We start from the raw sequence: 23,131 nt of genomic DNA, 5'->3' as shown, positions 1-23,131 counted from the left end.
CCGCTCGGCAGTTATGCCGATTAGTCATATCCCTATCTGTAAGAGGTGTGGAACCGTGGCTGTTGTGGATCTGAGCGGCAAGGTCGTCGTCATCACCGGTGGGGCCCGCGGGCTGGGCGCCGCGGCGGCGCGGGCCGTGGTGGACGGCGGCGGCCGGGTGGTGATCACCGACGTGCTGGAGGCCGAGGGCGCCGCCACGGCGGAGGAGCTGGGCGAGGCGGCGCGGTTCGTGCGGCACGACGTGACCAGCGAGAGCGACTGGCGGGACGCGCTGGACCACGCGCTCACCGAGTTCGGCCGGATCGACGGGCTCGTCAACAACGCGGGGATATCCACCGGCCAGTTCCTGGAACACGAGAGCGTCGAGCACTTCCGTCAGGTCGTCGAGATCAACCTGGTCGGCGTCTTCATCGGCATCAAGACCGCGATCCCGCTGCTCCGGGCCCAGGGCGGCGGCTCCATCGTCAACATCTCCTCGGCCGCGGGCCTCACCGGCCTCGCGCTCACCGCCGGGTACGGCGCTTCCAAGTGGGGGGTGCGCGGCCTGTCGAAGATCGGCGCGGTCGAGCTGGCCGAGGCGAAGATCCGGGTGAACTCCGTCCACCCCGGCATGACGCTCACCCCGATGACCGCCCCCGTCGGCATCGAAGCGGGCGAGGGCAACTACCCCGGCACCCCGATGGGCCGGGTCGGCGCCCCCGAGGAGATAGCCGCGGCCATCGCCTTCCTGCTCTCCGACGCCGCCGGCTACATGACCGGAGCCGAGCTGGCCGTGGACGGCGGATGGACGGCCGGGCTCACCGTCCGCTACCTCACCGGGCAGTGACCGGGCTGCGCTGATCGGGCCGTGGTGACCGGGCTGCGGTGCGCGGGCCGTGGTGATCGGGCCGCCTCACCGGGCGGTGGGGCGGGCGCTGAGGTCGACGTACCCGACGCGTAACGGGGAGCGGCGGCCCGCGTAACAGCCCGCCCGCAAGGTGGGCCCATGCACCCTCGGGAACCCGCCACCGCCACGCACTGTCCGTACTGCGCCCTGCAGTGCGGCATGAACCTCCGCCCCGGGCCGGGCGCGGAGGGCGAGGGCGCCACCGTGACGGTGGAGGAACGGGCGGACTTCCCCGTCAACCGGGGCGCGCTGTGCGGCAAGGGCCGCACCGCCCCCGCCGTGCTCTCCTCCCGGGTGCGCCTGACCCAGCCGCTCATCCGCACCCATGCCGGGCAGCTGGAACCGGCCACCTGGGAGGAGGCCCTCGACGCCGTCGCCGAGGGCCTGGCCCGCACGGGGCGTACGCACGGGCCGGACGCGGTCGGCGTGTTCGGCGGCGGCGGGCTCACCAACGAAAAGGCCTACGCGCTCGGCAAGTTCGCCCGGGTCGCCCTGGGCACCTCGCAGATCGACTACAACGGCCGCTTCTGCATGTCCTCGGCCGCCGCCGCCCACCAGCGCGCCTTCGGCCTCGACCGGGGTCTCCCCTTCCCCCTGGAGGACATCCCGCGCACCGGCTGCGTGATCCTGGTCGGTTCCAACCTCGCCGAGACCATGCCGCCCGCCCTGCGCTACCTCACCGAGCTGAAGGAGAACGGCGGCACGCTGATCGTCATCGACCCGCGGCGCACCCGCACCGCCGAACAGGCCGACCTGCACCTCGCCCCGCGCCCCGGCACCGACCTCGCGCTCGCCCTCGGCCTGCTGCACCTGGTCGTCGCGGAAGGGCGCACCGACGACGCCTTCATCGCCGCCCGCACCACCGGCTGGTCCGAAGCCCGGGCCGGTGCCATGGCCCACTGGCCGGAGCTGGTGGAGCGCCTCACCGGGGTGCCGGTGCCCCGGCTGCGCGAGGCGGTCCGGATGTTCTGCGCGCCGGAAACCGCCATGGTGCTCACCGCGCGCGGCCCCGAGCAGCAGTCCAAGGGCACCGACACCGTCGGCGCGTGGATCAACCTGTGCCTGGCGACGGGCCGCGCGGGGCGCCCGTACTCCGGCTACGGCTGCCTCACCGGCCAGGGCAACGGCCAGGGCGGCCGGGAACACGGCCAGAAGGCCGACCAGCTCCCCGGCTACCGCAAGCTCACCGATCCCGCCGCCCGCGCGCACGTCGCCGGGGTGTGGGGCGTGGACCCGGACAGCCTGCCCGGGCCCGGGCGCAGCGCGTACGAGCTCCTCGACGCGCTCGGCACCGACGTCCGGGCCCTGCTCCTCATGGGCTCGAACCCGGTGGTCTCCGCCCCGCGCGCCGCCCACATAGAGGAACGCGTGCGCGCCCTGGACTTCCTGGCCGTCGCCGACGTGGTGCTGTCGGAGACGGCGGCCCTGGCGGACGTGGTCCTGCCGGTCACCCAGTGGGCCGAGGAGAGCGGCACCACCACGAACCTGGAGGGCCGCGTCCTGCTGCGCCGCCAGGCCCTCACCCCGCCACCGGGGGTCCGCAGCGACCTTCACGTCCTGCACGGACTCGCCGGTCGACTCGGGGTGGAGAAGGGGTTCCCCACGGACCCCGAGGAGGTCTTCGAGGAGCTGCGCCGCGCCTCCTCCGGCGGCCCGGCGGACTACGCGGGCATCTCCTACGCCCGCATCGAGGCGGAACAGGGCGTCTTCTGGCCCTGCCCCGCCACCCCGGAACCGGACGCCGGGACCACCGCCACCGCCAACGCCGCCGACACCCCCACCGCGCCGCATCCCGGGACGCCGCGGCTCTTCCTCGACCGCTTCGCCACGGACGACGGGCGGGCGCGGTTCGTCGCCGTCTCGCACCGGGACGCCGCCGAGGTGCCGGACGAGGAGTACCCGGTCCTGCTCACCACCGGGCGGGTGGTGGCCCAGTACCAGTCGGGCGCCCAGACCCGGCGGGTCGCCGAGCTGAACGAGGCCGCCCCCGGGCCCTTCGTCGAACTCCACCCGCGGCTCGCGGCCCGCGTCGGCGCGCAGGAGGGCCGTCCGCTGGCCGTGGTCTCCCGGCGCGGCCGGGTGGTCGCCCCGGCCCGCATCACCGACGCCATCCGCGCGGACACCGTCTTCATGCCCTTCCACTGGCCGGGCGAGGGACGGGCCAACACCCTCACCAACGACGCCCTGGACCCCGTCTCCCGGATGCCGGAGTTCAAGGTCTGCGCGGTCCGCGTCGAAGCCCTCACCGACCCGCCGGCCGCGCGGACGGGTTGAGCCCCTACCGGGCCGCGCCCTGCGCGAACACCGGTGCCAGGAGGGCGAGCAGGCGCCGGGCGTGCCCCTGCGCGCTGGCGTCGGGTCCGGCGGTGAGCGCGGGGTACTCCGCGCGGAACTCGGCCCAGTCCGCCTCCGCGAGCCCCGCGAAGGCCTCCGCGGTGACGGGCAGCAGGACGCCCCCGGCCCCTTCCCACTCCCCGGACCGGCGGAGGACGTCCTCCAGCAGCGCGTGCGGCAGGGAGCAGTGCTCGGCCAGCAGCGTCGCGTCGTAGAGGTCCTTGCCCTGCGGGTACAGGTCGCAGGCCAGCCACATCAGCTTCCAGGCCAGCGAGAGTTCCTTGGTGGCCCCGAGCAGCCGCACCCCGGCGACCCGCACCGGTTCGGGTACGACCGGCAGCGCCTCGTTGAAGACGAAGTCCAACTGGACCTGCCCGCCGGGCAGGCCGGGCGCGGACCAGGGCAGCACCAGGCGGCGGCCCGGGACGCGTTCGTAGGTCCAGATGTACTCCGAGACGGCGTCGGAGGCCGCGATCACCGGTGCGCCGCCCGCTTCCCGCGCCAACTCCTCGGCCGCCGCCGCGACGGCGTCGAGCATCCGGTCCGTCCGCTCCTCCTCGATCTGCCAGTCGACCGGGACGACGACGAAGTCGAGGTCGTGCGGCTCCCGCGCGGCCGGGCCGAACCACTGCTTCATCAGCATGCTGCCGCGCAGGACGAGCGAGTCCGCCCACCCGCTGGCGCCGACGGCCCGCAGCGCGATCTCCATCGCGGCGCGCCGGGTCCCCTGCCAGGCCTCGTGCGCCGCGGGGTCGGAGATCCGCGGGTCGAGCGGGCGGAAGGCGCTCGCGAAGTGCTTGAGCGCCGGGTCGAAGCCCAGGCCGCGCTCGCTCCTGCTCCCGCCGGCGCCGATGCCCGCGTCGGCGCCTGCGTCGGTGCCGGTGCCGGTGCCGGTGTTCGAGCGTCCCGTCGCCAGCGTCCGGGGGTAGCTGTCCGCCCGTCGCCACCGCTCCGACTCCGGCTCCGCCGGGTCGTCCGGCCCGCCGCGGATCGACGGCTTCCACTCGGTACCGCTCATCGCGCGTCCCCTTCCTCGATCCACCCGTCGTCCACCGACAGGTCGCTGTCGTACAGCACGAACTCCCGCTCCCGCGCGCGGATCTCGTACCCCGCCCCGACCAGTTCGGCGGCCAGCGCGTCGCAGGCCGCCGCGGCCGCCCGCCGCGAGCCGCGCCACCGCTGGGTCACGAACCGCTCGTGGTGCTCCGCGTCGACCAGCAACTGCCGCGCGTTCCACGACAGGTGGGCCCCGTGCGGGACGACCAGCGCCTCCAGGGCCGGGCGGTCGAAGCCGGTCGGCAGGCGCAGCTTGAGGTGGTGCTCGAAGTACCCGCCCCCCGGGCCCGGGAGGTCGGTGGTCCAGGGCACCGTCTCCACCTTCACCCGCACCGGGTCGAAGCCGGCCGCCCGCAGCGCGGGCAGCAGGGTCCGGTGGCCCGTGCGGTCGGGCAGGGTCAGCATCGGCTGCGACACCATCCGGCCCCGGGCCAGGACGATGTGGGTCACCTTCAACCGCCGCTCGCCGGACCAGGTTTCGAGGCGGGCCAGGGTCGCCGGATCCGGGCAGCGCACCGTCACGTGGGTCTCGTACGAGGACATGGCGTCGATCATCTCGGACATGCGTCCGATCCGCATCGGGGTTCTCGTCGGGGGGTAACCATCCGGTCACGCACCGGACTCAGAAAGTGTCCGCACGCCCCTCGTGGCAGCGATGTGTCGTACCCCACACTGAGTTGCGGTGCCTGAGTCCTCGGAGCCCTGGAGGTCGCCCCCGTGCAGACCCAGACCCTGTCCGTGACCGAACCCGCGGCGGCGCCGGAAGCCGCAGGCGCCGCGGAAGAGCCCGAGCCCGAGGTCGAGGCCGTGGACGAAGAGCCCGAGGCGCCGGAGCTGATCGACCTGGTGCCGACGCAGCGCAGGCGCAACGACAGCAGCGCCGGAAGCGGGCCGTCCGCCGACCTGTTCCGGCAGTACCTGCGCGAGATAGGCAGGATCCAACTGCTCACGGCGGAGGAGGAGGTCGAACTCGCCCGGGCCGTGGAGGCGGGGCTGTTCGCCGAGGAGAAGCTGGGCACCGCGACCGGCCTCGACACCCGCCTCGTCCTGGACCTCGACAAACTCGTCGTCATGGGCCGGATGGCCAAGCGCCGCCTGATCGAGGCGAACCTGCGGCTGGTCGTCTCCGTCGCGAAGCGGTACGTGGGCCGCGGGCTCACCATGCTCGACCTCGTGCAGGAGGGGAACCTCGGGCTCATCCGGGCCGTTGAGAAGTTCGACTACGCCCGCGGGTACAAGTTCTCCACCTACGCCACCTGGTGGATCCGCCAAGCCATGTCCCGCGCGCTGGCCGACCAGGCCCGCACCATCCGCGTGCCCGTCCACGTGGTGGAGCTGATCAACCGGGTCGTCCGCGTGCAGCGCCGCATGCTGCAGGAGCGCGGGTACGAGCCCACGGCCGAAGAGGTCGCCGTCCACCTGGAGCTGACGCCCGAGCGGGTCCTGGAGGTGCTGCGGCTCGCCCAGGAGCCGGTCTCGCTGCACGCCCCCGTGGGCGAGGAGGACGACGTGGCCCTCGGCGACCTGATCGAGGACGGGGACGCCGCCTCGCCCGTGGAGTCCGCCGCGTTCTTCCTGCTGCGCGAACACCTGGAGGCCGTGCTCTCCACCCTCGGCGAGCGCGAGCGCAAGGTGGTCCAGCTGCGGTACGGGCTCGCCGACGGCCGCCCCCGGACCCTGGAGGAGATCGGGCGGATCTTCGGCGTGACCCGCGAGCGGATCCGCCAGATCGAGTCCAAGACCCTCAACAAGCTGCGCGACCACGCCTTCGCCGACCAGCTGCGCGGCTACCTGGACTGACGCGGCGACGCCCGGGACGGACGGAGGGGGCGCCCCGAAGGACGCCCCCTGGCCCACCGCACCCCGCGCCGGTCCGGCGCGCCGGGTCAGTCGACCTCGGCCACCGCCTGCGCGAACTGCGCCGCGTACAGGCGCGCGTACGCACCCTCCGCCGCCAGCAGCTCCTCGTGCGTGCCCTGTTCCACGATCGAACCGTTCTCCATCACGAGGATCACGTCGGCGTCGCGGATCGTGGAGAGCCGGTGCGCGATCACGAAGGACGTGCGACCGGCCGCAAGCCGGGCCATCGCCTTCTGGATCAGCACCTCCGTACGCGTGTCGACCGAGCTGGTCGCCTCGTCCAGCACCAGGATCACCGGATCCGACAGGAACGCCCGCGCGATCGTGATCAGCTGCTTCTCGCCCGCGCTGACGCCCGCGCCCTCGTCGTCCAGCACGGTGTCGTAGCCGTCCGGCAGGGTGCGGATGAAGCGGTCGGCGTGCGCGGCGCGCGCGGCCTCCTCGATCTCCGCGCGCGTCACCTCGCGGGCGGAGGAGGCGCCGTAGGCGATGTTCTCGGCGATGGTGCCGCCGAAGAGCCAGGTGTCCTGGAGCACCATGCCGATGCCGGAGCGCAGCTGCTCGCGGCTCATCTTCGCGATGTCCACCCCGTCGAGGGCGATCCGGCCGCCCGTGACCTCGTAGAACCGCATCAGCAGATTGACCAGCGTGGTCTTGCCCGCACCCGTGGGGCCGACGATCGCGACCGTGTGCCCCGGCTCGACGGACAGCGACAGGTTCTCGATGAGCGGCTTGTCCGGGTCGTAGCGGAAGGAGACCTTCTCCAGCGAGACCGCCCCGCGGACCTCCTCCGGAAGGTCCTGGACCACCGTGTCGGCCTCCTGCTCCTCGGCGTCGAGCAGCTCGTAGACCCGCTCCGCCGAGGCCACGCCCGACTGCACCAGGTTCGCCATCGACGCGAGCTGCGTCAGCGGCATCGAGAACTGGCGCGAGTACTGGATGAAGGCCTGCACGTCACCGATCGACAGGTTGCCCGAGGCGACCCGGAGCCCGCCGACGACCGCGACCAGCACGTAGTTGATGTTCGAGACGAAGAACATCACGGGCTGCATGATCCCGCTGACGAACTGCGCCTTGAAGGAGGCCCGGTACAGCGCCTCGTTCTGCTCGGCGAAGGTGGCCGCGGACTCCTGCTGGCGCCCGAAGACCTTCACCAGCGTGTGCCCCGAGTACATCTCCTCGATGTGCGCGTTGAGCGTGCCGGTGACCTTCCACTGCGCCACGAACTGCGGCTGCGACTTCTTGCCGATCTTCGCCGCGATGAAGATCGCCATCGGCACCGTCACCAGCGCGACCAGCGCCAGCAGCGGTGATATCCAGAACATCATCGCCAGCACGCCGACGATGGTCAGCAGCGAGTTCAGCAGCTGCCCCATCGTCTGCTGGAGCGTCTGACCGATGTTGTCGATGTCGTTCGTGGCCCGGCTGAGCACCTCGCCGCGCTTCTGCCGGTCGAAGTACGCCAGCGGCAGCCGCGAGAGCTTGTCCTGCAGCTCCTCGCGCATCCGGTACAGGGTGCCGTTCATCACGCGGTTCGCCAGCCGGGTCGCGACCAGCATCAGCAGACCGGCCGCCGTGAAGGCGGCCAGCGCCCAGAGCGCGACCGTGCCGACGCCGCCGAAGTCGATGCCCTGACCCGGCGTGAAGTCGGTCCCGGACAGCATGTCCGCCATGCCGCCCTCACCCTTGGCGCGCAGCCCCTCCAGGGCCTGCTCCTTGGTGATGCCGCGCGGCATGTTCCGGCCCACGAGCCCGGCGAACACCAGGTCGGTCGCCTTGCCGAGGATCTTCGGCCCGATCACCGAGCAGGCGACGCTGCCGATGACCGCGATCACCATGCCCCACAGCGGGGCCCGGTCCTTCGTCAGCTGCGCCAGCAGCCGCTTGCCGGAGTTCTTGAAGTCCAGGGACCGCGTCGTCGGCGGTCCCATCATCATCCGTCCACCGGGCCCGCTCATGCGGCCTCCGCCTCCGTCAGCTGGGAGAGCACGATCTCCCGGTAGGTCTCGTTGCCGGCCATCAGTTCGTGGTGGCGCCCCTCGCCCACCACCCGGCCCTCGTCCAGCACGATGATCCGGTCCGCGTCGCGGATCGTGGACACGCGCTGGGCGACGATGACGACGGTCGCGTCCTCGGTCTCACGGGCGAGCGCCGCGCGCAGCGCCGCGTCCGTCGCGTAGTCCAGGGCCGAGAAGGAGTCGTCGAAGAGGTAGATCTCGGGGCGCTGCACCAGCGTGCGGGCGATCGCCAACCGCTGGCGCTGGCCGCCGGAGACGTTCGTTCCGCCCTGGGTGATGGGAGCCTCCAGGCCGCCCTCCAGCTCGGACACGAACCCCTTGGCCTGCGCCACTTCCAGGGCCTGCCACAGCTCCTCGTCGCTCGCCCCGGGGCGCCCGTAGCGCAGGTTGGAGGCGACGGTTCCGGAGAAGAGGTACGGCTTCTGCGGCACCATGCCGACCGTCTTGGCCAGCAGCGCCGGATCGAGGCTCCGGACGTCCTCGCCGTCGACCAGCACCTCGCCGCCCGTCACGTCGAACAGTCGCGGTACGAGCCCCAGCAGCGTGGACTTGCCGCTGCCCGTGGACCCGATCACCGCGGTCGTCTCGCCGGGCCGCGCCACGAGGTCCACCCCGCGCAGCACGGACGCCTCGGCGCCCGGGTAGCGGAAGTCGGCTCCGCGCAGCTCCAACTGCCCGTGCCGGGCCAGCTCGCGCACCGGGTCGGCCGGCGGCGTCACGCTGGTCTCGGTGTCCAGGACCTCCTGGACGCGCTCCGCGCAGACCTCGGCGCGCGGCACCATCATGAACATGAAGGTGGCCATCATCACGGACATGACGATCTGCATCAGGTAGGCGAGGAAGGCGGTCAGCTGACCGATCTCCATCCCGCCGCTGTCGATGCGCATCGCGCCGAACCAGATCACGGCCACGCTGGAGATGTTCACGACGAGGATGACCGTCGGGAACATCAGCGCGAGCAGCTTGCCCGACGCCAGGGAGACCGCGGTCAGGTCGGCGTTGGCCTGCCGGAAGCGGCCCTTCTCGTAGTCGTCGCGGACGAAGGCGCGGATCACCCGGTTGCCGGTGATCTGCTCGCGCAGCACCCGGTTCACCGTGTCCAGCCGCGTCTGCATGAGGCGGAAGAGCGGACGCGTCTTCCAGACGATCGCGCCCACCGCGACGCCGAGCACCGGCACGACCGCCGCCAGCACGCTCGACAGCTTCAGGTCCAGGGACAGGGCCATCCCGATGCCGCCGACGCACATGATCGGCGCCGAGACCATCAGGGTGAAGGACATCAGGACCAGCATCTGGATCTGCTGGACGTCATTGGTCGTACGGGTGATCAGCGAGGGCGCACCGAAGTGGCCCAGTTCCCGTGCGGAGAAGCTCTGCACCCGGTCGAAGACCGCGCCGCGGATGTCGCGGCCGACGGCGGCCGCGGTGCGGGCACCGAAGTACACCGCGCCGACGTTGCACACCAGCTGCACGAGCGACACACCGAGCATCAGTGCGCCGAAGGACAGGATGTAGCCGGTGTCGCCGTTGACGACACCGTTGTCGATGATGTCCGCGTTGAGCGTGGGGAGGTACAGGCTGGCGCTGGTCTGCAGCAGCTGGAGCAGGACCAACAAGGCGATGGGTTTCCGGTACGGACCCAAATGGGTCCGCAGAAGTCGTATGAGCACGCGCAGGCTCCGGTCGGCAAGATCGAGGGGGTTCACTCCATCTTCGGCCAACCGGGGACGTGATCCCCACCCTTTTTCGCAAAGCCGGGTCAAAAGGAGTACGCCGGGGCCGCGGGCCCTACGCCGCCCCTCAGGCCTGGAAGGCTCCGGGGTGGATCTGCTCGCGCGTCGCGACGTACTGCTGGCGCACGGCCTGCCACACCGCGAGGTCCTCGCCCGGTTCGAAGACCTGCCCCGCGGGGGCGGGCCACACCGGCGGGGTGTGCGGGGCCAGCGTGCCCTGCGCCACACCGAGCGCCCACGCCGCCTGGCGCGCCGCACCCAGCGCCGCGTAGTCCGCGGGCTGCGGTACGACGACCTGCGTGCCGAACAGTCCCGGCGCGGCCGCCTGCACCGCGGGCAGTTCGGCCGCCGCGCCCAGCAGGAAGACCCGACGGATCTCCACGCCCCGCGTGCGCAGCACGTCGAGGGCGTCCACCAGGCCGCACAGCATGCCCTCGAAGGCCGCCCGCGCCAGGTGCTCCGGCTTCATCGAGTCGCGGCGCAGCCCCGACAGGGTCCCGGCGGCGTGCGGCAGGTTCGGGGTCCGCTCGCCCTCCAGGTACGGCAGGAGCACGAGTCCGTGCGCGCCCGGCGTCGACTTCAGGGCCAGCTCGGACAGCTCTTCCAGGTCGGTGCCCAGCATCTCGGCGGTGCCGCGCAGGGCCCGTACCGCGTTGGAGGTGTTCACCACCGGCAGGTGCATCCCGGCGGCGTCGGCGAGCGAGGTGATCAGGCCGTCCGGCTCGGACAGCGCCTCGTGGTGCACGGCCATCACGGAACCGGACGCGCCCAGGGAGACCACCGCGTCGCCCGGGCCGAGCCCGAGGCCGAGGGCGGCGGCCATGGTCTCGCCCGTACCGGCGGAGATCAGCAGGCCCTCGGGGGTGGTGCCCGCGGCGTCGGACGGGCCGAGCACCTCGGGCAGCATCGCCCGGTGACCGAGCGCCAGCTCGACGAGGTCCGGGCGGTAGGAACCGGTGGCCGTCGACCACCAGCCGGTGCCGGAGGCGCCGCCGCGGTCGGTGGTGCGCCGCGCCGGGCGGCCCAGCAACTGCCAGACGAGCCAGTCGTGCGGGGACATCAGGAGCGCGACGCGCCGCGCCGCCTCGGGCTCGGTGCGCGCCAGCCAGGCCAGTTTGGCGATCGGCTGCGCGGCGTGCGGGACGGATCCGACGGCTTCCGCCCAGACCCGGCGCCCGCCGTGGCCCTCGGTGGCGAGCGCCTCGATGAGATCGGCGGCGGCGACCTGGCCGCGCTTGTCGTTGCCGACGAGGGCCGGACGTACGAGCGCGCCCTTGTTGTCCAGCGCGAGCAGCCCGTGCTGCTGCGCGGAGACGCCGATGGCCTGGACCCCTTCGAGCAGCCCGCCGCCCGCGGCCTCGCCGAGCGAGAGCAGCCAGGCCTGGGGGTCGGTCTCGTGGGGGTTCGCGCCGTCGGGTTCGGCCCCGCCGTGCTGCGGATGGGGTGCGTACCCCTGGCGCAGCACGGCGCCCGTGTCGGTGTCGCAGACGACGATGCGAGTGAAGGTGGAAGAGCTGTCCAGCCCGGCGACTATCCCCATGGGCTGAATTCTGCCGCACCGCCGGACGGTCGTGTCCGGCGCGGTCCGGTGGGCCCCGCTCCGCTTCGGCCGCGGCGGTCCCCGTCAGGTGTTGCTGGTGCCCCACTCGTCGTCGGCGCCGGAGCCCCGGCCGCGCAGCCCCCGCACCCGGTCGGCCAGCGCGTCGGGCACGGCGCCCCCGACCTTGTCGCTCACCGCGGCGAACGCCTTGCCCGCGAACTGCCGGCCGCTCTGCCCGGCGGTCTCGGCCGCGTTGCGCACGGCGGGGTTCTGGGCGAGCTCCCGCGCCGACTTCTTGAGCTGCTCGTAACGCTCGCGCCCGGCCCGGGTGCCCAGCACGTAGCCGAGGGCCAGTCCCGCGACGAACGTGACCTTGTACCGCATGTCTGCCGCCCTTCGAAGTGTCGGTGCCCGGCCCGCCCGGCCCTGCGCGATACCGATTGGCGGAGCACCCCCCTGCTTGCGCTAATCTATGTCTCGCAACGAACGAGCGCCCCTCGGCAACACCGATGGTCGGCTGTTTGGCGCACGCAGCAATCCCCTGTAGCTCAATTGGCAGAGCAGCCGACTGTTAATCGGCAGGTTACTGGTTCGAGTCCAGTCGGGGGAGCGCGATCCCCTGTAGCTCAATTGGCAGAGCAGCCGACTGTTAATCGGCAGGTTACTGGTTCGAGTCCAGTCGGGGGAGCGATCAAGAAGAGGACCCGGTGGGTCCTCTTCTTTTTTGTCCCGATCGGGAACCGGGCAGCCCTCGGCGCGGTCTCTCTGAGCAGGCGAAGCCGATCATGCGAGGCATCCGAGGCAGGAGATCGTATGAGCGGCTATGCTGCGGCAGACGGCGCGTACAAATGTGCGCGACGCGCCGTGAGGGGCGGTAGCTCAGCCGGTTAGAGCAGCGGACTCATAATCCGTCGGCCGTGGGTTCGAGTCCCACCCGCCCCACTGCGAGCCGCAGGTCAGAAGAAACGTTCTGACCTGCTCAAGCGTTTTCCGTGCGGCCATGGAGCCGCGGTGCGCACCCCGAGGCGCCGTCGCGGCGGGACGGGTTCAGGTCGGCTTCGGGGCGGGGGGCCACACGCCCGGTGCCGCCGCCGAGATCGAGGACAGCGGCGACCCCGGGTCGCGTTCGACCTCCAGGTCGCCCAGGGCCACGATGCCGACCAGTTCCCCGGACGCGGTTTCCACCGGCAGGCGTCGCAGTGCGTGCCGGCGCATGAGATCGAGGGCGCGGTCGACGCCGTCGTCGGGGCCCACGGTGACCGGGTCGTCGCTGCACACGGCCCGCACCGTCGTCTCCGTGGGGTCCCTGCCCTCCGCCAGGGCGCGCACGACGATGTCGCGGTCCGTGAGGATGCCGCGCAGGCGCCCCTCCGCGACGACGAGCACGTCCCCGATGCCCGCGTCCCGCATCACGCGCGCGGCCTCGGCCAAGGAGGTCAGCTGCTCGACGGTCACCGGATTCCCGGTCATCACCTCGTGCACTCGCCGGATCATGGATCCTCCCGCTGGCCGGAAGCCGCACCTGCACGCGGCGCCTACCCGTCCTCGCACCGGGTAAGCGTCACGGGCGTCGAAGGGTGCTGGTCAGAAGTCCTCCGTCTCGTCGGCCAGCTGGCGCAGCACGTCGTCCAGGTTCTCGCGGCGGGCGAAGGCGACGCGCTGGCGCTGGGCGCCCGAGCCGTCGCGCAGGAGTCCGGCCAGGGCCTTGGCCGCGTGGTCGAGGTCGCCCGCGGCCGCCAGTTCCGGGGCGATCAGGTCGAGCATCGCCTCCGCCAGGTCGGCCGCCGGCACCTCCGCCCCGCTGTAGGGGTCCAGGCCGAAGCCCTCCAGCCCGTCGTGGGCCGCCCGCCAGCGCGCGAGGCGCAGTACGTCCTCCCGGACCACCGGGTCGGGGCGGCCCTCGGCCAGCTCGCGCAGGGCGGTGGCGACCAGGGCGCGGGCCAGCTCGGCCTGGAGGACGGCGCCGTCGACGTCCGGGGACATGTCGGGGGCCCGGATCTCCAAGGTCGGCCAGTTCCCCGAGGGGCGCAGGTCCCAATAGACCATCTTGGTGTCGAGGGCCGCCCCGGAGCCGAGCAGGGACTGGACCGAGCGCCGGTAGTGCGCGGTCGAGCTGAAGTGCGGGGGCAGCCCGGCCGAGGGCCAGGTGGACCAGGCCATCGCGCGCCAGCTGGCGTGACCGGTGTCCCGGCCGTCCCAGAAGGGCGAGTTGGCCGCCAGCGCGATCAGCGTGGGCAGCCAGGGCCGGACCCGGTTGGCCACCGCCACCGCCGTGTCCACGTCCAGCGTGCCGACGTGGATGTGGCGACCGCAGCTGACCAGGGTCTGGGTGAGGGAGCCGTAGCGGCGGGCCTGTTCGCGCTGGCGCGGCTCGTCGTCGCTCAGGTGCAGCGGACCCGACGCGGCCATGACGGGCGAGGGGCTGGCCAGCAACCGGCAGCCGTGCGCGCGGGCCGCCTTCGCGAGGCTGCGCCGCAGCGCGGTGAGGTCCTCGCGCAGCCCGGTGGCCGAGTCGGCGATCGGCGAGGAGATCTCCACCTGGTAGCGGGTGCCCTCGGCGTGCAGGTGGGTCGGATCACCGCCGGCCGTCGCGAGGACCAGAGGGGCGGTCGGGGCCAGTCGGAACGTGCGGGCGTCGACGAGGAGGAACTCCTCCTCGACACCGATCGTCAGGGGGACCGTCCCGGTGCGCCCCAGTACCCCGGGGCCGCGGACGGTGTTGCTCGGTGTGCTCTTGCCAGGTTCGATCACTGCGCCTCCCTGGACATTCGAGTCGTTTCATCATGAGCTGAACGACAGGGGGTGAGCGCACGTCGATTCGGTCAAATGTCCGGTGATAGTGGCGAGTTAGCGGCCGGGACGCGGGTCCCGCGGGGGCCCGGAGCCCGGTGGTGACGAAGGGGAGGGAGGGGCTCCGCGACGCCGTCACCGTGGCGCCCGGGCGGCGCGTTCGGAGTGCGGCGGGAGCGCGGCGGGAGCGCGGGTCGGCACCGGGGCGGGAACGGGGTGGACCCGGTGCGCGTCCACGGGCCGGAAATCGATCGAGCGCCGCGGGGGCGGGCGGTTAGCATCCGATGTGACCCGTACGACCCCACGGACCCAGTCCGAAAACGCGGCCCCCGACGGCCCGGGCCCCGGCCCCGGTCCCGCCGCGGGCCCGAAGCGGCGCATATTCGCCGACCTCACGCCCCTGCGGACCTCCCCGGACTACCGGCGGCTGTGGGCCGGCAACACCATCTCCTGGATGGGCCAGGCGATGACCGCCCTGGCGATCTCGCTCCAGGTCTACGACATCACCCGCTCCAGCTTCTACGTCGGGCTCGTCGGGCTCTTCTCGCTGGTCCCGCTCGTGGTCTTCGGCCTCTACGGCGGCGCCGTCGCGGACACCGTCGACCGGCGCAAGCTGGGCCTCTACAGCTCCTCGGCCGCCGCCGTCCTGTCGGTGGCCCTGGCCACCGCGGCGCTGCTCGACTACCACCGGGTCTGGTTCCTCTACCTGGTGGTCGCGCTCCAGGCGGTCTGCGGGGCGCTCACCTCGCCCGCACGGTCCGCGATGATCCCCAAGCTGCTGCCGCCGGAGCAACTGCCCGCCGCGAACGCGCTGACCTCCCTGACCACCACGTTCGGCTTCACCGCGGGCCCGATGCTCGGCGGCCTGATCGTCGGCTGGTGGGGGTACCAGGCGGCGTACCTGATCGACGCCGTCGCCTTCTCCGCCGCGCTCTACGCGATGTGGCGGCTGCCCGCCATGCGCCCCGAGCGGACGGACGACGGCCGGGGGCGCGCCTCCGTCATGGACGGGCTGCGCTTCCTCGGCACCCGCCCCAACATCCGGATGACCTTCTTCTCCGACCTGTGCGCGATGGTGCTGGCCCAGCCCAAGGCGCTCTTCCCGGCCATCGCCCTGCTCTGGTACGGCGGCGACGCCAAGACCGTCGGTCTGCTGGTGGCCGCGCCCGCGATCGGCTCGCTGCTCGGCGGGCTCCTGTCCGGCTGGCAGGGCCGGATCAGGCGGCACGGTCTGGCCATCCTGCTCTCCGTGGGCGCCTGGGGCCTGGCCATCGCCGTCTTCGGGCTCACCCGCAACCTCTGGCTGGGCCTGCTCTTCCTCGGCCTCGCGGGCTGGGCCGACACCATCTCGATGGTGTTCCGCACCACGATGCTCCAGGCCGCCACCCCCGACGACATGCGCGGCCGCCTCCAGGGCGTCTTCATCGTCGTCGTCGCGGGCGGCCCGCGCCTCGGCGACTTCCTGGCCGGCTCCGTCGCCCAGCTCACCTCGCCGGGGATCGCGATCACCGGCGGCGGGCTCGCGTGCGTGCTCGGGCTCGTCCTGCTGGGACTGCGCTGGCGCGGTTTCGCCCGCTACGACGCCCGCTCGCCGCAGGCCTGACCGGGACGACCCGTCATGCCGGGACCGGTTCGCGGGTGCGGTCGCCGCCCGTGCCACCGGTGTTGACCGTGGTCGACGGCTCGAACAGCAGGATCGAGACCTCTTCCTCGGCCACCGGGCAGTGCTCCGTCCCGCGCGGTACGACGAAGAGCTCGCCGGGACCGAGCACCACCGAACTCTCGCCCGTGCCCGCACCGTCCGCGTCCCGCAGCAGGAGCGTCAGGGTCCCGCTCACCACGAGGAACAGCTCGTCCGTCTCCTCGTGGGAGTGCCAGACGAAACGGCCGAGCAGCTTGGCCACCCGGACGTCGTAGTCGTTGACGCGGGCGATCCGCCGGGGCGCCCAGTGCTCGTCGAACCCGGCCAGCTTCGCCGCGACATCGACCTTCGCCACCGTCCCCACCTTCCCCACGTCCTCGGTCCGCTCCGCGTTCCCCACCGTCGTACCGGCCGAGTCGCTCGTGCCGGTCCGCTCCGAACTGCCCTGTGTCGTCATGGGGGAAGCCTGCCCGGGCCCCGCGGGAGCCGTCTTGTACGTTGCTGACGTGAGCGTCCACGCGTGGCATCCACCGGTCCCCGGCATCGCCGAGGTGTTCCACGCCCGGTTCACCGCGCACGCCTACCCCGCGCACGTCCACGACACCTGGGCGCTGATGGTCCTCGACGGCGGCCGGGTCGACTTCGCCCTGGAGCGCGAACGGCACGGCGTCGGGGTGCCCCGGGCCGGGGCACCGGACACGGTGGTCCTGCTGCCGCCCGGGGTCGCGCACGACGGGCGGACCGTCACCGAGGCGGGCTTCCGCAAGCGGGTGCTCTACCTCGAGGCCGACGTCCTGGCGCCCGCGCTGACCGGAGCCGCCGTCGGGTCCCCGCTGCTGCGGGACGCGGCGCTGCGGGAGCGGGTGCACGGGCTGCACCTGCTGCTGGGGGAGGCGGCCTCCGCGCACGAAGGTCCCACGGCCGAGCGGCTGGAGGCGGAGTCCCGGCTCGCCTTCATCGCCCAGCGGCTGCGGGAGCGGCTGACCGGGCGGCAGCAGGCGCCGTACGCGCCCCCGGGCGCGGGGCTCGGCGTGCGGTTGCGCGAGCTCCTCGACGCGCGCCTCGTCGAGGGGATCACCCTGGCGGAGGCGACCGCGGTGCTGGGGCACGTACACCCCACGCACCTGATCCGTGTCTTCCGGCAGGCCTACGGGCTGCCCCCGCACGCCTACCTGACCGGGCGGCGGATCGAGTCCGCGCGGCGGCTGCTGCTCGCGGGGATGGCACCGGCCGAGGTGGCGGGGGCGGCGGGCTTCTACGACCAGGCCCACCTGACCCGCCACTTCCGGCGGCACGTGGGGACCACCCCGGCGCGCTTCGCCCGTTCCGGCCGCGCCGGATGAAGCGGCGGCCGCCGTCCGCCGCGGGTCAGGCGAGCCAGAGGGCGCCGCGGCGGTGCCGGGCCGGTCGGACGTCCGGGTCGCCCGCCCCGGCCGTGCGCACCGCGGCGCGCAGGTCCGTACGCAGCCGGGCGCGGGCGCGCCGTTCCTCCTGGGCGGCCCAGCGGGCCACCGAGGGGTCGCGCAGCAGCCGCGGCAGCCGGCGGGTGACGGACCGGTGGCGGACGGCCTCGGGTCGCGCGCGGCGGCCCGCCCGCTGCGCCTCGGCGCGCGAGCGGGCGCTGAAGCGCAGGTCGTAGAGGGTGACGGTGAAGGTGAGCGGCCCGTCCTGGCGGAGGGCCGCGTCCAGGGACCTGCGGTGGTGTGCGGTGCGTGACATGGGGGCTCCCGGGTCGGAGCCGCCGGGCGGTTCCCGGCGGTACCTACCGGAAGCCGCGCGGGCCGCGGCCGGGGCGCGTCACGGCTTCGGGGCGACGATGCCGCGCGCCACGCCCAGGTCCACCAGGTCCTGCGGGCGCAGGCGCAACTGGTCCGCGGTGGCCGGGGCCTGCTCCGCGGGCCGCTTGAGGATGGCCGCCGCCAGCTCCGGCGCGATGACGGAGAAGTAACTGTCCGGGGTGACCCAGGTGTTGCCGGGCGCGGCCAGCGCCAGGGCCCCGCCCGAACCGCCCTCGCCGATCAGCAGGGTGGTCACCGCCACCGTGGCCGCCGCCAGCGCGGCGAAGACGTCCGCGATGGCCGCGCCCGCCCCGGCGTGCTCGGCCGCCGCGTCGTTGGCGGCGCCCGGGGTGTCGATCAGGGTCAGCACCGGCACCCCGAGCCGGTCCGCGAGGCGGATGACGCGGGCGGCCGTCCGGTACCCGGCCGGACGGGTCGCGGTGCCGCACTGGGCGGCGTAGGCGACGGCCCGGCCCGCGCGCAGCCCGAAGCCGCAGAGCATCCCCGGGTCGGTGCCGCCCGCCCGGTCCCCGGAGAGGGGCAGCCGCAGGTCGAAGTGGGCGTCCAGGTACGCGAGCGCGTGCGGCCGCCGCGGATGACGGGCCTGGCGCACGGCGTCCCACCCGGTCGCCGGAGGCGGTACGTCCGCCAGCGCGGCCGGGGGATCGACGGGCCCGGGGTGCGGCGAGCCGAGCAGGCGCAGCCAGTCGCCGACGGTCCGGGCCAGCTCCTCGGCCGGAACGACGGCGTCCACGTGCCCGGCGGCGTACTGGGCCTCGGCGGTGTAGGCCGCCGGATCCGCGTCCGGCGGGCGCACCCGGGACCCGGCGAACCCGACCTGCGCGCCGGGCAGGGCCAGCACGACGTCCGCCCCGGCGCCGAGGGTGGCCCAGCCGCCGCCGGTCGTCGGATCGCGCAGCACGGCGATCTGCGCCAAACCGGCGGCCCGGTTGAGGACGGACTGGCGCGCCACGCGCTGGAGTTGGGTCAGCGCCAGCATGCCCTCCTGCATCCGGGAGCCACCGGTGGCGATCAGGGAGAGCAGGGGGAGGCGGTGGGCCCGGGCGTGGGCGTAGGCGGCTTCGAGGCGGTCGCCGGTGCGCTCGCCGAGGGAGCCGCCGAGGAAGCCGAACTCGAAGGAGATCAGGGCGGTTTCGCGCCCGCCGACGCGGGCCGTGCCGGTGACGACGGACTCCCGCTCGCCGGTGCGGGCGGTCGCGCGGGCCCGGGAGTCGTCGTAACCGTCCCAGCCGAGCGGTCCGTCCGGGCGGGACTCCCGCTCGGGGACCGGGAGTTCGGTGAAGCTGCCGGGGTCGGCGACGGAGTCGATGGCGGCGCGGGCCGAGAGGCGGGTCGTCACGGCGCCAGCGTACTGGGTGGTCGGACGGTCGGGCGGGGTCAGGGGAGGGGCAGGGCGATCTTGACCGCGTAGAGGGCGATCAGGCCGTAGCCGAGCCGGAAGGTCCAGGCGCGGGCGGCGTCGGAGATCCTGCTCCCGGCGAAGGAGCCCACGGCGGCGAGCAGTTGCTGCCACAGGAGGGAGGCGAGGAGCACGCCCCCGACGAAGGCGGCTCCGGCGGGGCCGGTGCCGATGCGGGCGCCCTGGGCGGTGGTGAGGGCGGCGAAGTAGAGGGCGGTGGTGGGGTTCACGGCGGTGAGGCCGACGTACCGGGTGAAGGCCCGGCGCGCGGTGGCCGCGGCGGTGGCTGTGGCGGCTGCGGTGGCGGTGGTCGTGGCCGTGGGCGCGGCCGAGGTCGGGGGAGCGGGTGCTCCGGTTCCGGCAGGGCCCGGGGGCGCGGCGCCGCGGTGGTGGCGCCGGAGGCCGTGGGCGGCGATCGTCAGGAGGATCGCGGCGGACAGCAGGCGCACCCAGGCCTCGACGGGGGCCAGGGACGCCGCGACCCACGGGCCGACCGCCGTGGCCAGGGCGGCGTAGGCGAAGTCGACCAGGGCGATGCCCGCGGCGCCGGCGACCGCCGCGCGGCGCGAGCGCATCGCCTCCTGGAGCAGGAGCACGCTCATGGCGCCCATCGGCATCGCGACGCCCAGTCCGGCGGCCGCTCCGGCGAGGGCGGGGTTCATCAGGTCCATGGGCCGAGCATCGGGCGGCCGGGGTGCGGGACGGCGGTGGATATGGGCCGCGGCTGCGACAATCGCGGTATGGACCGCCTCGACAGGGAGATCCTCGGCATCCTGCAGCAGGATGCGCGGATCTCGTTCCGCGACCTCGGCGTCCGCGTCGGGCTCAGCGCCAACGCCGCCGCCGACCGGGTGCGCCGGATGCGCCGCGACGGGGTGATCCTCGCCTTCACCACCGTCGTGGACCCGGCCGCCGACACGCGCGGCGGCCTCGTCGTCTTCATCGACGTCACGCTGCGGCCCGACACCACCAACGAGGAGTTCGAGCAGCAGGTGACCCGGCTGCCCGGGATCACCGAGGTGGTGCACGTGACGGGCGAGCACGACTACCTCGTCCGGGCCAGGGCCGCCGACCCGGCGGCCCTGGACACCCTGCTGCGCCGACTCAAGCGGGAGGCCGGGGTGGCCCAGTCCAGCACCCGCATCGCCCTGCGCGCCGCCAGCCGGCCGCAGCCCTAGGGCGCATCTCCCTCCGGGGCCCCGCGCGGGGGGAGGGCTTCGGGGTCACAGCGCCGAGCGCCAGGTCACTTCCGTGCCGCGGGCGCCCGGGTCCGTGATGCCGTCGTCCGAGACCGTGAGGGTGACCCGGCCGGGCCCGGCCGCGGTCTCCGCCTCTGCCGTGACGGCGACCTCGATCGAGGTGACCTCGCTGCGCCGGTGCGCCGCCGCCAGCGCTCCGCGCAGGGCCGCCAGCAGGGAGCCCGCCACCGGGTCGGAGAGCAGCGCGTCCACCGCCCCGGTGAAGTGCACCGACGGCTGGAAGCCGAAGAGGACCGCCGCGCCGCCGGTCTCCCGCAGCACCCGGCCCCGGAAGGTGGTCGGCGCGTCGGTGGGCGGCTGCTGGAGGGCGAAGATGGCGGTCCGCACCTCCTGGATGGTGGAGTCCAGCTCGTCCACCGCCCGGCCCAGCTCCTCGCCGACCGTGTCCCCGGACGGCGCGGTGGAGGACCGGCGCCGGGTGCTCTCCAGCATCATCTCCGTCGCGAACAGCCGCTGGACCACCAGGTCGTGCAGGTCGCGGGCGATCCGGTCGCGGTCCTCGTAGACGGCCAGCTGCTCGCGGTCGTACTGCGCGTCCGCGAGGACGAGCGCCAGCGCGGCCTGGGAGGCGAACTGCGAGGCCAGCAGCCGGTCCACGGCGTCGTACGGCTTCCCGCCGCGGTGCCGGGGGAGGGCGAGGGTGCCGATCAGCTGCCCGCCGCTCTGCAGCGGGAGCATCATGCTCGGTCCGAACCGCACCCGGACGTGCGTGGTCATCCGGGGGTCGGTCGCCGAATCGTCTATGAAGACGGGTTCGCCGCCGAGCAGCTGTTCCAGGACGGCCGAGCCCGGCGCGATCGCCGTGCCGACCAGGTCCCCGGGATCGCCCTCGGTGGAGGCGGCCACGATCTCCATGCCGCCCACCGCGGTGGGCTGGAGCACCACACCGGCCGCCGCGTCCGCGAGGATCCGGGCCCGCTCGGCCACGCACATGAGCGCGTCGGCGGCCGGGCGCCCCGCGAGCAGGGTGGTGGTCACGGCGGCCGCGCCCTCGATCCAGCGCTCCCGGCGGCGCGCGGTCTCGTACAGCCGGGCGTTGCCGATCGCTATGCCCGCCTGCGCGGCCAGGACCCGGACGAGCGCGAGGTCGTCCTCGGTGAAGGCTCCGCCGCCGCGCTTCTCGGTGAGGTAGAGGTTGCCGAAGACCTCGGTGTGCACCCGGATGGGCACGCCGAGGAAGGTGCGCATCGGCGGGTGGCCGGGCGGGAAGCCGGCCGCGCGCGGATCCGTGCCGAGGTCGCTGACCAGCAGCGGGCGCGGATCGCTGATGAGCGTGCCGAGCAGGCCCGAGCGGCCGTCCGGCAGCCGGGGGATCGCGCCGCGCTCCGCCTCGGTCATCCCCGCCGTGAACAGCTCGGTGAGCCGGACGTGCTCGGGATCGACGACCCCGAGCGCTCCGTAGCGCGCCGCGCACAGCTCGGCCGCCGAGTCGACGATGTGCTGGAGGGTGGCGTGCAGCTCCAGGTCGGAGCCGACGCTGAGCACCGCCTCCAGCAGGACCGGGAGTCCCGCTTCCGGATCGCCCTGACCGTCCTGACTGCCCGGACCACCCGGATCGACCGGACCACCCGGACCGCCCGCCTGCTCCGGCTGGTCCGCCCGCTCCGGCTGGTCCGCCCGGCTCGTCCGGTTCATTCGGCCAAGGGGTTCAGAACCATGGGGGTGATCTTCCCTTCGAGCATCGCGCCGAGACCGAGTACGGCGCACACGTCCGGCCGTTCCGCGATGTGCACGGGCATCCCGGTGGCGTCGCGCAGCATCTGGTCCAGGCCGGGCAGCAGGGCGCTGCCACCCACCATCATGATCCCCCGGTCCGTCAGGTCGGCGACCAGGTCGGGCGGGCAGTCGCGCAGCACCTTGCCGATGCCGTCCATGACGGCGGTCAGCGGGGTGTGGATGGCGTCGCGCACCGCGGCCGTGTCCACCTGCACGGAACGCGCCAGTCCGGTCGCGACGTCGCGGCCGTGGATCAGGGTGGAGGCGGGGCCGTCCTGGGTGATGCCGTTGCCGTGCAGGGCCAGCTGGAGCGGTCGGACCGCCTGGCTCGGCAGCATCAGCTCGTGCGCGTGGCGCAGGTGCTGGACGACGGCGTGGTCGATGGCGTCGCCGCCCACCGGCACGCGCTCGGCGGTGACGATCGAGCCGAGCGAGAGCACCGCGACCTGGGTCGCCGCGGCCCCGCACACCATGATCATCGTCGCGGTCGGCTGCTCCACGGGCAGGCCGCAGCCGACGGCCGCCGCGATCAGGGTGTCCACCAGCTCGACCCGCCGGGCGCCGAGCCCGACCAGGGTCTCCACGGTCGCCCGCTGGGCCAGCGGGTCCGCGTCGTGCGGGGTGCAGGCGGCGGCGCGCAGCCGGGGCTTGCGGCGCAGGGCGCGGCGCAGTTTCTCGCCGAGGAGGTGACGCAGCATCCGCTGGGCCATCTCGATGTCGACGACGGTTCCGCCGGAGACGGGGCGGACCACCCGGATGTAGTCCGGTGTGCGCCCGGTCATCCGTTCGGCGAAGGTTCCCACGGCGATGAGGGCGCCGGTCCGCGTGTTCACGGCGGCGACACTGGGCTCGTCGACGACCAGGCCGGCGCCCTTGACGTAGACGCGGGTCCTGGCGGCCCCGAGGTCGACGGCGACGTGGCAGCGGCGCAGCTGCTCAAGACTGACGGTCACGACAGGTCCTCCCGAGAGCGCTGATGCGAGGGCCGATGAATACCGGCCGCAATCAGTATCTTCTGGGGTAATTCGGACATATTGCCCGTTGTGATGCTCCGGTCGGGGAGCGATCGAGGGGTTCGAGGGTGCTGCACGGGGGTGGT

20 protein-coding genes and 3 tRNA genes are annotated in these 23,131 nt (G+C 73.7%); 9 read left to right on the top strand and 14 right to left on the bottom strand.

Features of this window, described 5'->3' with window-relative positions; translation table 11 throughout:
* Nucleotides 1–13 precede the first annotated feature (13 nt).
* Together ACFWAR_RS12950 and ACFWAR_RS12945 are read left to right on the top strand one after the other, a co-directional pair.
* Nucleotides 14–826, top strand: coding sequence for a glucose 1-dehydrogenase (locus tag ACFWAR_RS12950; protein WP_385776176.1), 813 nt, complete (start codon nt 14–16; stop codon nt 824–826).
* Between the two features lie 159 nt (nt 827–985).
* On the top strand, nt 986–3,160 hold the full coding sequence (locus tag ACFWAR_RS12945) for a molybdopterin oxidoreductase family protein (RefSeq protein ID WP_385776174.1): 2,175 nt from the start codon (nt 986–988) through the stop codon (nt 3,158–3,160).
* Between the two features lie 4 nt (nt 3,161–3,164).
* Here ACFWAR_RS12945 and ACFWAR_RS12940 read toward each other — a convergent pair whose 3' ends face one another.
* Both ACFWAR_RS12940 and ACFWAR_RS12935 read right to left on the bottom strand, forming a co-directional pair.
* Nucleotides 3,165–4,238, bottom strand: a complete 1,074-nt coding sequence (locus ACFWAR_RS12940) for a nucleotidyl transferase AbiEii/AbiGii toxin family protein (RefSeq protein ID WP_385776172.1) — start codon at nt 4,236–4,238, stop codon at nt 3,165–3,167.
* A complete protein-coding gene (locus ACFWAR_RS12935) occupies nt 4,235–4,840 on the bottom strand; it encodes a hypothetical protein (protein ID WP_385776169.1) in 606 nt (201 codons plus the stop codon). Before ACFWAR_RS12935 ends, ACFWAR_RS12940 begins: the two co-directional genes overlap by 4 nt.
* A gap of 153 nt (nt 4,841–4,993) precedes the next feature.
* Between ACFWAR_RS12935 and ACFWAR_RS12930 the strand changes: the two genes are divergently transcribed.
* Entirely contained in the window at nt 4,994–6,076 is a 1,083-nt protein-coding gene (locus ACFWAR_RS12930; protein WP_354380146.1) for an RNA polymerase sigma factor, read from the top strand.
* Nucleotides 6,077–6,162: 86 nt separating this feature from the next.
* Here ACFWAR_RS12930 and ACFWAR_RS12925 read toward each other — a convergent pair whose 3' ends face one another.
* The 4 genes from ACFWAR_RS12925 to ACFWAR_RS12910 all read right to left on the bottom strand — a co-directional run bounded on the left by ACFWAR_RS12925 (nt 6,163) and on the right by ACFWAR_RS12910 (nt 11,811).
* Nucleotides 6,163–8,094: an ABC transporter ATP-binding protein gene (locus tag ACFWAR_RS12925; RefSeq protein WP_385776167.1), complete on the bottom strand. Its 1,932-nt coding sequence runs from the start codon at nt 8,092–8,094 to the stop codon at nt 6,163–6,165.
* The gene (locus tag ACFWAR_RS12920) at nt 8,091–9,824 is read right to left on the bottom strand and encodes an ABC transporter ATP-binding protein (RefSeq protein WP_385776165.1); all 1,734 of its coding nucleotides are present in this window, start codon (nt 9,822–9,824) and stop codon (nt 8,091–8,093) included. The genes ACFWAR_RS12925 and ACFWAR_RS12920 overlap by 4 nt, the downstream gene beginning before the upstream one ends.
* 130 nt (nt 9,825–9,954) lie before the next feature.
* Nucleotides 9,955–11,427 carry an FGGY family carbohydrate kinase gene (locus tag ACFWAR_RS12915; protein WP_385776163.1) on the bottom strand — a complete coding sequence of 491 codons (1,473 nt, stop codon included), beginning with the start codon at nt 11,425–11,427 and terminating at the stop codon, nt 9,955–9,957.
* 84 nt (nt 11,428–11,511) lie between these two features.
* A complete protein-coding gene (locus ACFWAR_RS12910) occupies nt 11,512–11,811 on the bottom strand; it encodes a YtxH domain-containing protein (RefSeq protein ID WP_385776161.1) in 300 nt (99 codons plus the stop codon).
* 153 nt (nt 11,812–11,964) lie between these two features.
* On the opposite strand from ACFWAR_RS12910, the gene ACFWAR_RS12905 reads away from it, so the two are divergent.
* The 3 genes from ACFWAR_RS12905 (at nt 11,965) to ACFWAR_RS12895 (ending at nt 12,369) form a co-directional block, all read left to right on the top strand.
* A tRNA-Asn gene (locus ACFWAR_RS12905) sits at nt 11,965–12,037 on the top strand.
* A 5-nt stretch (nt 12,038–12,042) separates the two neighbouring features.
* A tRNA-Asn gene (locus ACFWAR_RS12900) sits at nt 12,043–12,115 on the top strand.
* A 180-nt stretch (nt 12,116–12,295) separates the two neighbouring features.
* Nucleotides 12,296–12,369, top strand: a tRNA-Ile gene (locus tag ACFWAR_RS12895).
* 105 nt (nt 12,370–12,474) lie between these two features.
* Here the strand turns inward: ACFWAR_RS12895 and ACFWAR_RS12890 are convergent.
* Together ACFWAR_RS12890 and ACFWAR_RS12885 are read right to left on the bottom strand one after the other, a co-directional pair.
* Nucleotides 12,475–12,921: a CBS domain-containing protein gene (locus tag ACFWAR_RS12890; protein ID WP_385776159.1), complete on the bottom strand. Its 447-nt coding sequence runs from the start codon at nt 12,919–12,921 to the stop codon at nt 12,475–12,477.
* A 90-nt stretch (nt 12,922–13,011) separates the two neighbouring features.
* Complete coding sequence (locus tag ACFWAR_RS12885) at nt 13,012–14,178, bottom strand: glutamate--cysteine ligase (RefSeq protein ID WP_385776157.1); 1,167 nt, start codon at nt 14,176–14,178, stop codon at nt 13,012–13,014.
* Nucleotides 14,179–14,503: 325 nt separating this feature from the next.
* On the opposite strand from ACFWAR_RS12885, the gene ACFWAR_RS12880 reads away from it, so the two are divergent.
* Nucleotides 14,504–15,820 (top strand): MFS transporter, encoded by a 1,317-nt coding sequence (locus tag ACFWAR_RS12880; protein ID WP_385776155.1) that lies wholly within the window; start codon nt 14,504–14,506, stop codon nt 15,818–15,820.
* 13 nt (nt 15,821–15,833) lie between these two features.
* Here ACFWAR_RS12880 and ACFWAR_RS12875 read toward each other — a convergent pair whose 3' ends face one another.
* On the bottom strand, nt 15,834–16,316 hold the full coding sequence (locus tag ACFWAR_RS12875; protein ID WP_385776153.1) for a cupin domain-containing protein: 483 nt from the start codon (nt 16,314–16,316) through the stop codon (nt 15,834–15,836).
* Here ACFWAR_RS12875 and ACFWAR_RS12870 point away from each other — a divergent pair.
* Nucleotides 16,315–17,202 (top strand): helix-turn-helix domain-containing protein, encoded by an 888-nt coding sequence (locus ACFWAR_RS12870; protein WP_385776151.1) that lies wholly within the window; start codon nt 16,315–16,317, stop codon nt 17,200–17,202. The two genes, ACFWAR_RS12875 and ACFWAR_RS12870, sit on opposite strands and share 2 nt — an antisense overlap.
* Before the next feature lie 25 nt (nt 17,203–17,227).
* Here ACFWAR_RS12870 and ACFWAR_RS12865 read toward each other — a convergent pair whose 3' ends face one another.
* The 3 genes from ACFWAR_RS12865 to ACFWAR_RS12855 form a co-directional block, all read right to left on the bottom strand.
* Entirely contained in the window at nt 17,228–17,578 is a 351-nt protein-coding gene (locus ACFWAR_RS12865) for a hypothetical protein (RefSeq protein ID WP_385776149.1), read from the bottom strand.
* Between the two features lie 78 nt (nt 17,579–17,656).
* Nucleotides 17,657–18,997, bottom strand: coding sequence for a carboxyl transferase domain-containing protein (locus tag ACFWAR_RS12860; RefSeq protein WP_385776147.1), 1,341 nt, complete (start codon nt 18,995–18,997; stop codon nt 17,657–17,659).
* A 38-nt stretch (nt 18,998–19,035) separates the two neighbouring features.
* Complete coding sequence (locus ACFWAR_RS12855) at nt 19,036–19,728, bottom strand: LysE family transporter (protein WP_385776145.1); 693 nt, start codon at nt 19,726–19,728, stop codon at nt 19,036–19,038.
* Between the two features lie 69 nt (nt 19,729–19,797).
* Between ACFWAR_RS12855 and ACFWAR_RS12850 the strand changes: the two genes are divergently transcribed.
* The gene (locus ACFWAR_RS12850; protein ID WP_385776143.1) at nt 19,798–20,235 is read left to right on the top strand and encodes an Lrp/AsnC family transcriptional regulator; all 438 of its coding nucleotides are present in this window, start codon (nt 19,798–19,800) and stop codon (nt 20,233–20,235) included.
* Between the two features lie 45 nt (nt 20,236–20,280).
* On the opposite strand, the gene ACFWAR_RS12845 is transcribed toward ACFWAR_RS12850, so the two are convergent.
* Together ACFWAR_RS12845 and ACFWAR_RS12840 are read right to left on the bottom strand one after the other, a co-directional pair.
* Nucleotides 20,281–21,951 carry a GAF domain-containing protein gene (locus ACFWAR_RS12845; protein WP_385776141.1) on the bottom strand — a complete coding sequence of 557 codons (1,671 nt, stop codon included), beginning with the start codon at nt 21,949–21,951 and terminating at the stop codon, nt 20,281–20,283.
* A complete protein-coding gene (locus tag ACFWAR_RS12840) occupies nt 21,948–22,985 on the bottom strand; it encodes a rod shape-determining protein (RefSeq protein ID WP_354381889.1) in 1,038 nt (345 codons plus the stop codon). Before ACFWAR_RS12840 ends, ACFWAR_RS12845 begins: the two co-directional genes overlap by 4 nt.
* Nucleotides 22,986–23,131 lie beyond the last annotated feature (146 nt).

This window comes from Streptomyces sp. NPDC059917, assembly GCF_042730635.1.
Classification (GTDB): domain Bacteria; phylum Actinomycetota; class Actinomycetes; order Streptomycetales; family Streptomycetaceae; genus Streptomyces.
This window is presented reverse-complemented; position numbering and strand designations above follow the sequence as displayed.